The organism is Moorena sp. SIO3I6, assembly GCF_010672095.1.
On sequence record NZ_JAAHHU010000087.1, the window covers coordinates 1 to 12,176 of the forward strand.

At 46.4% G+C, this 12,176-nt stretch carries 13 protein-coding genes and 1 pseudogene; 5 read left to right on the forward strand and 9 right to left on the reverse strand.

The features are described 5' to 3' along the window. Positions 1 to 69: 69 nt before the first annotated feature. Positions 70 to 186, reverse strand: a complete 117-nt coding sequence (locus F6K49_RS22460) for a photosystem II protein Y (RefSeq protein ID WP_293019555.1) — start codon at positions 184 to 186, stop codon at positions 70 to 72. 435 nt (positions 187 to 621) lie between these two features. Then, entirely contained in the window at positions 622 to 1,173 is a 552-nt protein-coding gene (locus F6K49_RS22465; protein ID WP_293035710.1) for a gamma carbonic anhydrase family protein, read from the reverse strand. A gap of 155 nt (positions 1,174 to 1,328) precedes the next feature. Between F6K49_RS22465 and F6K49_RS22470 the strand changes: the two genes are divergently transcribed. The 3 genes from F6K49_RS22470 (at position 1,329) to F6K49_RS22480 (ending at position 2,755) form a co-directional block, all read left to right on the forward strand. Further along, positions 1,329 to 1,835 (forward strand): TIGR02652 family protein, encoded by a 507-nt coding sequence (locus F6K49_RS22470; protein ID WP_293035708.1) that lies wholly within the window; start codon positions 1,329 to 1,331, stop codon positions 1,833 to 1,835. A gap of 112 nt (positions 1,836 to 1,947) precedes the next feature. Continuing rightward, a complete protein-coding gene (locus tag F6K49_RS22475; protein WP_293100269.1) occupies positions 1,948 to 2,385 on the forward strand; it encodes a VOC family protein in 438 nt (145 codons plus the stop codon). Positions 2,386 to 2,593: 208 nt separating this feature from the next. Then, the gene (locus tag F6K49_RS22480; protein WP_293100273.1) at positions 2,594 to 2,755 is read left to right on the forward strand and encodes a hypothetical protein; all 162 of its coding nucleotides are present in this window, start codon (positions 2,594 to 2,596) and stop codon (positions 2,753 to 2,755) included. Here the strand turns inward: F6K49_RS22480 and F6K49_RS22485 are convergent. From F6K49_RS22485 to F6K49_RS22510, 7 genes and pseudogenes are all read right to left on the reverse strand, one after another. Beyond that, the gene (locus tag F6K49_RS22485) at positions 2,745 to 3,953 is read right to left on the reverse strand and encodes an FtsW/RodA/SpoVE family cell cycle protein (protein ID WP_293019564.1); all 1,209 of its coding nucleotides are present in this window, start codon (positions 3,951 to 3,953) and stop codon (positions 2,745 to 2,747) included. The genes F6K49_RS22480 and F6K49_RS22485 overlap by 11 nt on opposite strands. Before the next feature lie 22 nt (positions 3,954 to 3,975). Further along, complete coding sequence (locus F6K49_RS53515) at positions 3,976 to 4,263, reverse strand: pentapeptide repeat-containing protein (RefSeq protein WP_366514214.1); 288 nt, start codon at positions 4,261 to 4,263, stop codon at positions 3,976 to 3,978. Positions 4,264 to 4,418: 155 nt separating this feature from the next. Continuing rightward, positions 4,419 to 4,619, reverse strand: coding sequence for a phycobilisome linker polypeptide (locus tag F6K49_RS22495; protein WP_008180106.1), 201 nt, complete (start codon positions 4,617 to 4,619; stop codon positions 4,419 to 4,421). 286 nt (positions 4,620 to 4,905) lie between these two features. Continuing rightward, complete coding sequence (apcB, locus tag F6K49_RS22500) at positions 4,906 to 5,391, reverse strand: allophycocyanin subunit beta (protein WP_070394727.1); 486 nt, start codon at positions 5,389 to 5,391, stop codon at positions 4,906 to 4,908. A gap of 87 nt (positions 5,392 to 5,478) precedes the next feature. After that, positions 5,479 to 5,964: an allophycocyanin subunit alpha gene (locus F6K49_RS22505; protein WP_008180111.1), complete on the reverse strand. Its 486-nt coding sequence runs from the start codon at positions 5,962 to 5,964 to the stop codon at positions 5,479 to 5,481. 747 nt (positions 5,965 to 6,711) lie between these two features. Continuing rightward, positions 6,712 to 7,284: a phycobilisome rod-core linker polypeptide gene (locus F6K49_RS53520; protein ID WP_365939928.1), complete on the reverse strand. Its 573-nt coding sequence runs from the start codon at positions 7,282 to 7,284 to the stop codon at positions 6,712 to 6,714. 9 nt (positions 7,285 to 7,293) lie between these two features. Continuing rightward, positions 7,294 to 9,954 (reverse strand): annotated as a pseudogene (locus F6K49_RS22510) (phycobilisome rod-core linker polypeptide); the annotation flags it as partial. 691 nt (positions 9,955 to 10,645) lie between these two features. Here F6K49_RS22510 and F6K49_RS22515 point away from each other — a divergent pair. After that, positions 10,646 to 11,860 (forward strand): class I SAM-dependent methyltransferase, encoded by a 1,215-nt coding sequence (locus F6K49_RS22515; RefSeq protein ID WP_293100282.1) that lies wholly within the window; start codon positions 10,646 to 10,648, stop codon positions 11,858 to 11,860. After that, entirely contained in the window at positions 11,857 to 12,072 is a 216-nt protein-coding gene (locus tag F6K49_RS22520; RefSeq protein WP_293019573.1) for a hypothetical protein, read from the forward strand. Before F6K49_RS22515 ends, F6K49_RS22520 begins: the two co-directional genes overlap by 4 nt. Positions 12,073 to 12,176 lie beyond the last annotated feature (104 nt).

The following is a 12,176-nucleotide window of genomic DNA, read 5'->3' on the forward strand; positions in this document are numbered from 1 at the left end:
TGACGGAACAGCTGGCTATTGTGCTTTTGTGCAAAGCTACTATTGCTCAATTCGTTGACGCGCGATTTATTAAGATTTATTCAAATAATTTTGAGCTTGCTTGATAGCGATCGCACCAATATTGTAAGCTACCCAGCCTAGTGCTAGGAGTAAAGGCAATAAGACTATTAATAGACGTAAATCCATGGTTCTAGTATCCTCCCTATAATGCTTGAAGTATTTTTACCCTCCCACCCCTAGAAGAAGTGGGGTTATTGGTTGAACAAGTTGCCGTGACTCAGTAATCAAATAACTCTTACCAAGCTAGATGGGTAACCTCCCTCAGCTTGATATGCCTTGTACCGGACGGTACTTAGTTGTTTATATATATAGTCGCACCTAATGGGTCAATTTTTTTTAGTTAATTTTTCACTAACCTGATCACCCATTTGTTCAAGACGTTGCACGCTTCTTGGGAAAAACTTAATCAAAGTCAATCAAAGTTACCCACAGTTTACTAATTGGGAAGGAATCGGTAAAACGCGATGCAGCGCTGTTCTGATGGTGTTTTTCTCAATTATTGTCCACTGTTCCGGGATCGGAAGTTCCCTGTTCCGGGTTCCGGGCAACGGCAGCGAAGTATTATGTTAGACTAAACCCTAAATCTGTGCCTTTACCTGCATGAACTAGAGCCAACTTTTCATAGTGCCGTGCATGTTCAATCAGTTCAGCGGCTTGAGCCTCCGAAACATCCCGTAATTTTTTGGCAGGTACACCGACTACCAGGGACAGGGGAGGAACGTCTTTACTAACCACAGCTCCAGCGCCCACGATACTACCATGACCGACACGAACCCCATCGATTACCACTGCTCCAATACCAATCAAGCTACCCTGTTCAATATATGCTGAATGAATGACAGCGCGATGACCAACAGTGACATGGTCTTCTAAAACTGTTGGCTTGCCGGGATCTCCGTGTAAAATTGCGCCATCTTGAATATTAGTGCGATCGCCAATCTCGATGCGCTCCACATCACCTCTGACTACAGCACCATACCAAATGCTAACTCCTGCAGCTACGGACACCTGACCCATAACTACAGCATTAGGGGCGACAAAGGCAGCAAGAGAAAGATCTGGGGGAGGCCAAAAAGATGTCAGTATTGGGGTTTGAGGTAAGGGATAATCCACAATTAATCACAATAGGGAGATAATGGTAATTAATACCTTAGGTTTTACATAGGTTTTACAGTGGGGTCACTGAGACCAACACCACTAAATACCCAGTTATAATGATGGAGCCATTAGGTAATAGCATATACCTCTAAGGCACTCCCTAGCATTTAATGATTGATTCTAGCTTGCAGTACCCGATATTCGGTTCAGAAATTAAATGTCCTCACTGCCGTCAGATAATTCCGGCATTGACGTTGACTGACACTTACTTGTGTCCACGTCATGGTGCGTTTGAAGCCAACCCAAAAACTGGGGAACTGATTCATTTACAATCTGGGCGTCACTGGCGTCTATGGCAAGATAAATGGTACCGACAGCACACTCATCCTGATGGAATTCGCTTTGAGATTCACGAAGCCCTAGACAAGCTATACACTGAAGGATATCGGGCAACACGGGTAATTATTGCCAGTCGTTATCGGGATTTAGTGAGTGCCTACCTAGAGCGCAGTACCCCCTGGCGAGGGAACTCAGAGTCAGGCCAACCCAGGTTGTATGGCTTGCCGGTAGAATTTAGCCCAGAACCTGAGGAAGAACCTTGTTGGGAAGTGATCAATTTTGATTTGGAAAAAGAACCTGGAGTACCTGTGCGCTACCCTTATTTCCGATTGTTTTAGTTATTGGTGATTGGTGATTAGTGATTGGTGATTGGTGATTGGTGATTTCACTACACCTGTTGTTGGTTAGAAAGGAAAAAGGGTAAAGGAAAAAGGCCAAAGGACAAAACCCATGCATCATGCTTCGATTCGCACAGCCAATATTCATCGCGCGATCGCATTTTATGAGAAGTTGGGATTCACAGTATCTGAACGCTTCACTACTGGCATGACTCTAGCGTGTTGGCTGAAGGGACTGGGGGGACGCTTGGAACTAATCCAAATTCCTGAACCATTACCAGCACCGGATGCCTTTGGGGATGAGCATTATGTGGGGTATTACCACCTGTCTTTTGACCTAACTGATAGCGCTACTGATTTGCCCAGTTGGTTAGAGTCCTTGAAAGAAAGTTTTAAAGAGGCTTCTGAGCAGAACCCAGAGCAGTTTCAGCCGTTGAAGGTTCTGTTGGAACCTACCCAACAGATGATCGGTAATCATGTTTATGAGGTAGCGTTTATCGCTGATACTGATGGTTTACCGTTGGAGTTTTTGTATCTCATAAAAACCTAGACATAGCTAGACATAGGTGTTAGTAAGTCGGGAGCGGTGCGACCCGAAGGTGCGACCCAAGGGCGCGAGCAATCCCTCGCGCCCTTGGAGGCGCGCACCTTGAGCGAATTTAATTACGGGTCAAGCGCACCGAGGGAGTCGGAATGCCCTGAAAAAAAAATTACTGGTCTGTATAGCGGTTTTTCCCCTAATGAGGTAGACAGAATTTTTGCCCTGTTCCCTGTTCCCTGTTCCCTGTTCCCTGTTCCCTGTTCCCTGTTCCCTGTTCCCTGTTCCCTGTTCCCTGTTCCCTGTTCCCTGTTCCCTAAAACCAGAAACTCTGTATCTCACCAAATTGAAAACCGCTATATTGGTCACTTTTACCTTTTAGCTTTTACCTTGTGCCTTCTTTGCCGTCGTTCTGCTATATACTGGCGGCGACTTTGTATAGACACAACTTTCGCCTCACTACTCTCTCGTGCCACCCGAATCAACAACCCAGCGGAACACAAACTGGAAATCATCGAACTTCCCCCATAACTAAAGAATGGGAAGGGTAAACCAGTAGTGGGAAGAGCCCCAGAAGCAACACCAATATTTAACAGAGACTGTCCGACAATAAACAGCATTGCCCCAATCGCGATTAACTGATAGACTCGGTTTCTGGCCTTAATAGCTACAATCACCGCTAGGGTCATGTATGTCATCAACAATAACATTAGCGCTATACTACCAGCAAAGCCAAATTCCTCAGCAAAGACAGAAAAGATAAAATCAGTGTGTTGAATGGGTAAATAGAATAACTTTTGTTGGGATAACCCAAAGCCAGAGCCCCAAGTCCCACCGGAGCCAATAGCCAGAAGACTTTGAACCAATTGGTATCCATCTCGCATCGGATCAGCCCAAGGATTTAGGAATGACATCACCCGACGCCGTTGGTAATCCTTGATGCTGATACTGAGTACTGCCAGCAGGACACCACCAAATGCTGTACCTCCCAAGTAAGAAAACGGTAACCCTGCTGCTAGAGCAACTAGCCACAAGGTCATCCCACAAAGTGCTGTTGTACTCAGATTAGGCTGTAACAAAATTCCCACCAACACCACCATAAAAATCCCCAGCCACGTGAAACGGGTCCGCCACCTAAGCCGGTCCCACTGCCCAAATACCCGAGCTGCTTGTAACACTAGAAACGGCTTCATTAACTCTGAAGGTTGCAGGGGAACCGAACCGAAAGATAACCAGCGAGTTGCCCCATTAACCGTTGTTCCCACACCAGGAATTAACGTCAATAAGAGCAGCACCAAGAGCACCAAGACCAACCAATGGCTGATTTTTAGCAAATAACGCAACGGTGATCGCACCAATAGGTTAAATCCCACTAAACCCAAGACTACCCACATCAGCTGTCGCTTGACGTAGTATGTTCCATCCCCTAACTCGACATCTGCGATCGCATAAGAAGCTGAGAACAGAATTACTATTCCGATCAACAGCCATAGAAACGTTAACCACTTCAGTAACCGAGCAGTTACTGCCCAGTCTGTAGTGGAGGGATTAAATAATAGAATCAGGTTACGTAGAGCCACGTTTCATCAGGTTGGTTAAAGGTTATGTGGTTGAACGCGATCCCGTGGCCAAACGCGCCCCGCGTGGCCAATAGGCCAAGGCCAAGGTTATGTGGTTGAAGGTTATGTGGTTGAAGGTTATGTGGTTGAAGGTTATGTGGTTGAAGGTTATGTGGTTGAAGGTTATGTGGTTGAAAGTTATGTGGTTGAAGGTTATGTGGTTGAAGGTTATGTGGTTGAAGGTTATGTGGTTGAAGGTTATGTGGTTGAAAGTTATGTGGTTGAAGGTTATGTGGTTGAACGCGATGGACGAAGTCCCGCTTTCAGCGATCGCGTGGCCTTTTGGCCAAGGTTATTTGGTTATGTAGTTGTTGGCCCTCTCTTGCTTCTGTTTCCATCCCCCCATTTTGAACCAAAAATCACAAAGGGGTCCTAGTAGACCCCCTGAAATTTTTTTTTTGATAAACAGCTATTATCGAAAAATCCTTACAAACCGGTGTTTGTACCTTGCTTACCAGTTGCCAGCTTAACTTTAATAATTTTGCCACCCATTTTCTGGATGCGCTGCTGCTCACGGAACCAGTTGTCGTAGGAAACGAGCTTGGTAAAAAAAGTATTCTGTAACTCCCGTTGTGTCCTAATTCTGCTTTGGCTTGGCACACAAGCAGTTATTTCAAACGTCCGCATGAGCTTATTTCTCCTAGTAAAATTCAAGAAAATTTTAATTCTGGTTTGATTCCAAGATGGCTAAAAAACTGCCTATCGCCTAAAGCGAGGGAATAAATTGGTTAATCAAATATCTCAAGTATTCCAAAGTCTGGGAGTTAATTGTCAATACTAGACTGTCAAAACTCCTCTGCTTGACTTACGTGAGCCAGATTCGCCTTTAACAAGCTAGCACTCACAATCAACTTCCCAGACCTTAATTACACAGACAACTACAGGCTGGCGAATTCCATCAACACTAGCTAACTTAGCTTAAGCCAGAGCAGATGTAGTCAAAGTATACACCCATTTCCTTACCAGCATCAGGACCAACTAAGCTAGCGGTAACTTCCTTCATGCCTTGGATGGAATTGGTGGTATTGCCAATGGGAACACCAAGGGAGTTGTAGGTTTCCTTCAAGCCATTGAGTACGCGCTCATCAAGGATAGATGGGTCACCGGCCAACATCGCATAGGTAGCATAACGCAAGAAGTAATCCATGTCACGGATACAAGCTGCGTAGCGGCGAGTGGTGTACATATTGCCACCAGGACGAGTGCTGTCGGAATACAACAGGGTTTTAGCAACTGCTTCCTTAACGATGGTAGCAGCATTAGCACTAATGGCAGTTGCTGCACGTACCCGCAGCTCACCAGTTTGGAAATAGCCCTTGAGCTTTTCCATAGCGGAGTCGTCTAGATATTTACCTTGGACGTCCGCAGAGTTGATAACAGCAGTAATTGCGTCTTGCATGATTCTATTTCCTTATTTAACTTTCCTGATTATCGGTTCTACAGACAGACTTGCCTCAGAACACTAGGCCAAGGGGTATTTATTGCCCTACAACAATCCACCAATCACATAGTCGAAGTAAGAGCCAGCTTCAGCAGCATCGTCTCCAGACATCATGCCAGTAGCGATACCCTTCATGCAACGGACGCTTTCGGCAACAGCATCAATGGAGGTACCTAAAGACTTGTACATTTCCTTAGCACCTACTAGACCAATTTCTTCAATTGGTGTGGTATCACCAGCCACAATACCGTAGGTAATCAAGCGTAGGTAGTAATCCATGTCCCGCAGGCAAGTAGCGGTCATTTCCGGACCGTAGGCGTTACCACCAGGAGAGACAACATCTGGACGCTTTTGGAATAGTTGGTCTCCAGCTTGCTTAACAATTGTCTCACGGGAGCCTGTTAAGGTTTGAGCGATACGTAAGCGCTGCTCACCAGAAGTAACAAAGCTTTTGATACCGTCTAATTCACTAGGGCTCAGATAGCGAGCCTCAGCATCTGCATTCACGATGGATTTCGTGACAATACTCATAGATGGATTCCTCCAGAAAAAAATATCACCAGGTTTGTGTAAACCGGCATTTCCAAAAATGAACGCTCTCTAACTAACCTTGCGGTGTAATTAGAGCTTCTGTCCCATTGCAGTTACTCGCAATGTGCCGGGTAAATCGCCGTTCTCGATACGCCGTCAGCACAGAGCGCCGACGCACGTCCCAGCAAAACTTGGTTTGGCTAACCCTGCCTAAATTAAAGGCCTAAATCAAAGCCTAAATCAAAGCAGGTTAATCATAAACCTAGCTTCCGGGAATATTTTGCTACAGATTGTTGACATTTTTCCCAGCTTCGCAACACATCGTAACATTTTCCCTAATCAAGTATGAAGTATGAAGTATGAAGTATGAAGGGTGAGTTACAGGTTAGTGGCCTTAGTTAAGGGAGTAGGGAGTAGGGAGTAGGGAGTAGGGAGTAGGGATTGCGAAAATTGACTGTACCTCAGTGATGGCAAAGTAATTTTAGTTTGGGGTTGCTATTCCGGCTTGATCAGGTTTGGGGGTTGAAAGTTGAACCTTTAAGGCTAGTCCAACCTACCGACAGCCTTTAAACCTCCAAACCTCCAAACCTTTAATTTTCAACCTTCAACCTTCAACCTTCAACCTTCAACCTTTAATTTTCAACCTTCAACCTTCAACCTTCAACCTTCAACCTTCAACCTCCCAACCTTGGCCAATAGGCCACGCGATCGCGTTCAACTTCCAACCTTCATAATTCAGACTTTTTGCTAACTAACCCGCTGATAGGGGACTAAGTCTTCACCAAAGAAGCGGGAGTATTCTGAACTATCAACCATAGCGGTTACTGCAGCTTCTAGACCCTGTCCCGCCAACAGCTGCTGGTAGGTTTGAACCTCACCGTGAGTGTTAGGGGTACGTCCGAGTAAGTGCCGGAACAATAACTCAACTACTTTCGCAGGGGGATAAGCCTGGTAAAACCGCTGACTATAGGTGTTACTACTCGCCAAGGCTTTAACAAACTGCCGCACGGAAATTTCCCCATTGCGCAGTTGACTGTCTAGATGCTGTTGCCGGTATTTTGGTGGTACTGGTTCACCGAATAAATCCAGGACCTGGTCATAAATGGAATCAATCACCACTGCGCTTTCGACCTGAGAAATGTTTGGGGTGATGCGGAAAATCCGTGTTGGCTTAGCAGATTTAGGATTCAAGGTTGGTTGGTTCCGATTAGAGGAACGACCTACCTTGGCCAGCTCGGAGGGGTTGGTAGCCATCTCCCACTTTTGGGCAGCCATATCTGCGATCGCTTTTCCGGTCAAAGGTAGCTTAGACGAATCCATGCGAGGCTCGACTGGATCAAAGCTTGGTACCACCACATCACTATTCTGCTTGGTCTGCTGATTATACAGCTTCTCGGTGTTCGGGAAATTAGCAGCTGGTAAGGTGGGGAAGCGGCGGTAAGGGACAGTATCTTCTCCAAATGCCTGAGCATATTCCATGCCATTGACCATTGCGCCAATAAAGCTCCGAATCCCTTCAGAGGCTAGAATTGCGTTGTAGGTCTGGATTTCCTTTTGAGTTAAGGGGGCACGTCCTAGGAAGTGCTTGGTACCCAGCTCAATCACCTTGGTGTTGGGGTAGGGGGTGTAGAACTCTTTGATGTAGAGATCAGAACAACCTAAGGCTTCAATAAACTCCTTGAGATTAATTTCGCCATTACTCAGTCGGCTTTCCAGGGAGGTGAATGCTGCTCTGATCACATAGGGTTCAAGATCCCGCTCAAATATCTGCCGATAAGCTGCTCCAATCAGGACTTTCAAGGCTGGCTTATCATTAAGGTCAATCAGCTTAAAGATCTTGGTTTGTTCACGCTGTACACTGACCCCCTGATTAATCCGGAATTCAACTTCCGGTTCGGTGAGCATGTCTTTGCCCATACCCAGCTCAACAAAGCGAGGTACTTTCTCCTCACCCATGATTGCCATTGCTGATGTCACGCTACCAGACACTCCGGTGCGCATTTTTAAACCAGCTGCCGTCACATAGCGCTCATAGGGAACCGTATCTTCCCCAAATGCCTCAGAGTACTCTTTTGTGTTGACAATTGCCTCTACTACACCGTAGAAACCTTTTTTATAGGCAACATCATAGTAACTGTTCATCTCGGAGCGCCCATAGCTAGGACGACCGAGCAAACGTCGGTGGATATATTCTATTGCCTTGACCACATACAATGGTGTCCAGTAACGTTTGCGGAAACCATCAGACTTCGCCAGCATTAGGATAAACTCGCGGACGGTAATTTCACCGTTTTCCAGCCGAGCTTCTGCTGAAGTCAGCCGTTCACCTTCATAGGGCATAAAGCCAAACACTTGAAGGTAACAGGCACGAATTACCCTTTGAGTAGAGCTTTCGGCAAATTTGATACTCTTGTCTTGTGTACTAGGGATCTGGTCAAGGCGGATCACCTTAGAGCCAAGGGAACCGGGGGACATACCCCTTGCCCCTGGATTACTATTTTGGTTATTGATCCCTGGGCCTTGGTGGATCAGCAGGCGTTTAGTATCTTTGCCAAAGAGAGCGGGGGTGGTAGTAGGATTCCGGGTTTCTTTCGGGAAAATTGCCCCAAACTGAATTTCCAAGGAGTCATTACCAGAACCATAGACATGTTGGTCAGGTAGGGGTTGCTCGTATTTGGCAAAGGTATTGAGAAACTGGGCATCCTTACGGAAGGGAGCACTATAGCGCAATAAATCTTGCTGCATCCCCCAGTTGCGGCATTCTTGAGCCTCTTGACCATAACCCCTCAGATAGGGAACCGTTTCTTCGGCAAAGTAATCGGAGTATTCCTGAGAATCCACCAGGGCATCTACTAGAGCGGGTAGACCACCATCGGAAACAATGGAGAAGTAGCTTTGCACTTCTTCCCTTGAAGATGGACCCCTACCTAGGAAATGGCGGAAAGCCAGTTCTAAGGCCCGACTATTGATAAAAGGTTCAAAGAATTGCTTCCGGTATAGTTCAGATTTGCCCAAACGGCGAACAAACTCCTTCATGGAAATGTTCCCGTTTTTCACTAGAGATTCTAGATAAGAAATCGACAAACCGTAGGCGCGGGTAATGTCACGCTCAAATATTTGCCGGTAGGCAGCTTTAACTACCTCAGTTTTTTCTGAGGATGACAGACCGGGCTTCATCACAAACTTAGGACGCCGCTCGGCTGCATTAAAGTAACTTTGGGGCAATTGCAGCCCTTGTTGGTCTATCGAAGGGCGTTGCCGCAGTTTATCGGAGGGTGTAGCAGCTTTAAATTCGTTCAGGGTAATGTCAAAGTACTGGGCAACAATCTCCTGTGCCGACTGATCACCTTTGAAATAATCTAGTGAAGCCGCCCGCATTCCCTGGATTGCCACGATTGTGGCATCAGCTGAACAAGCATTTTCAATGACTTCCCGCAAACCTCGAACATTAACCACTAGGATGTTGGGATCACCAGCAACAATGGCGTAAGTGATATAGCGCAACGTCCAAGATAGGTCCCGCAAGGACTTTTGCATATTCCTCGGGCCATAGCGGTTGATGTCGATGGGACGGAAACTCGCTGGGGTTGGTCCAGTCGGAGAACTAAACAGAGCGCGGAAGCCCGAAAATAATCCACCTCCACTCTCGACAAAGGTACTAGTTCCCAAGGTTTTGGTGTCGGGAACCCCTGCAGCCCCAGCCCCTACTAGGGCAGGTTCTTCCTTAGGCTTTTCCAGGAAAGCCATTGGGGAACCACCCACAAAAATCCGGTTAGCCGCCTTGGATACGATTAGGTCTGAGTTTTTGGTGATCAGATCAGCAATTGCTAAACGCTTTTCTCCAGAACGGAAGTAATCCAGTAGCTCGTTGATCTCTCCATTTCCTAAGAAGCGGTCTTGCTGTTCTGCTTGGATAATGGTTGCAGATGGGACAGTTTGATAGAGTTGCACAGGGGCAACTGAGCTTCCACCACTTGCCTTGACACTCATTGGTTTGTTAAAGCTCCTAAATTTTTATGCTGTCATTGCGGACTTATGCCGCAGTTAATAAACACGTTTTAGACACCCATTTGGTGGGTAGGCATTTGATGTTAGTCCTATCCAATCTCACGAAGAAAGACGGGAGTAGAACAAGCCCCACGTCTAATGACCGGGGAGGAAAAACGACACGAGCGGTTTTAACCGTCGTCAAACCACCCTTTTCAGGGTGAGGGATTAAAAAATCCCTCAAAACTCCCATTTCTGGGGTTAAGTTTGCCTCGCCAATGTTATCGATCGGTACTCTCCAGATGGCACTGTCTTACCCCTCGTACAACTGTTTAACCATCCGGTTCTAGAGCTTGAGACTGGCACGCATCCCAAGGTAGGAACTTTAACTCTTATCGATAACGTAGTCCTCGTAAGACTTAGGCTGGTCAGCTATCTAAATAAAGAGGCTCGTTCGTGTAAGCGTGTGCTTCGCACAAAGCCCCGTCTTTTCAGAGCGGGGTGCTGACTGCTAAACTCGACTAGCTTTTAGATTAAAACTTTTCTGATCTCTACGGTTTATTTATTAAGAATTGTATAGAATTTAGGGGATCCAGTTCAGGATTGATGGCCATTGATCCCAGTAAACCCTCGAAATTATACTTTATTTTCGTAAAAAATTTCTCCGAATAATTAACTTTTGTAAAGTTTTGTGATGAAAACCTCTCAAGAAACCGCTGCTGCCGTTGAGCGCCTCTACGATACCTACCCTTTTCCCCCAGAACCCTTACTCGATGAGCCACCTCCTGGATACAACTGGCGCTGGAATTGGCGAGCTGCTTATAGTTTTTGTACTGGGCAAACACCCCAAAGAGAGGAGATTCGGATTCTAGATGCTGGTTGTGGAACAGGGGTAGGCACAGAGTATCTGGTTCACCTCAATCCCCAAGCCTCAGTAGTGGGGATTGATATTAGTGCTGGGGCCTTGAAGGTAGCCCAGGAACGCTGTCGCCGCTCAGGTGCTGATCGGGTCGAGTTTCATCACTTGAGCTTGTATGATGTTGACCAAATCGAGGGTCAGTTCGATCTAATTAACTGTGTAGGAGTGTTACATCACTTGCCAGACCCGATCCGTGGGATTCAATCGATAGCTAAGAAACTAGCACCGGGAGGCTTATTTCATATCTTTGTCTATGCTGAATTAGGACGCTGGGAAATCCAGTTGATGCAGCAAGCGATCGCACTTTTGCAGGGTCAAAACCAGGGAGACTACCAGGATGGGGTGAAAGTAGGTCGTCAATTATTTGAAGCATTACCAGAAAACAACCGAATTGTCAAGCGAGACCGGGAACGTTGGGCTTTGGAAAACCATCAGGATGAATGCTTCGCGGATATGTACGTTCATCCCCAAGAGATTGACTATAACATTGAAACCCTATTTGAACTGATCGATGCCGCTGGCTTAGAGTTTCTTGGGTTTTCCAATCCCCGCTACTGGCAGAAAGAGCGCTTATTTGGCAAAAATCCAGAGTTAATGGCACGCTCAGAAGGTCTCAGTGAACGGGAGCTATATCGGTTAATTGAATTATTAGATCCCGAACTGACTCATTATGAGTTTTTCCTGACCCGTCCTCCCTTAGAGCGGGTAGATTGGTCAGAAGATAACGACATGTTAGCAGCAATTCCAGAACGGCACCCTTGTATGACTGGTTGGCCAAGTAAGTCCCTATTTGACTATGATTACCAGCTGGTTAAGCTATCAGACGAAGAATTTAAGTTTCTCGAAGCCTGTGACCAGAATGGTAACTCAGCCGACAACTCATCCCAATCCCAAACTGTAGCAGAAATTATCAAGCATGTTAACTTCGATTTAGATGGAGTGCGATCGCTACTCCAACGCCAGTTGATTATGCTCAACATTGATAATTGATAATTCAAGCAGTCAGCTATCAGCAGTCAGCAGTCAGCGGTCAGCGGTCAGCGGTCAGCGGTCAGCGGTCAGCGGTCAGCGGTCAGCGGTCAGCCTTGGCCAAAGGCCACCCTAAGCGAACAGCTTTGTGGCACAGGCTTCAAGCCTGTGACTTCACTCAGATTAAACCAATGCTTACCTGTTTTATTCAAAAGCTGATAGCTGATAACTGATAGCTGATACCTCTATCCCGATTCCCGATTCCCGATTCCCGATTCCCAATTCCCGATTCCCGATTCCCGATTCCCGATTCCCGATTCCCTGTTCAACACTTCTG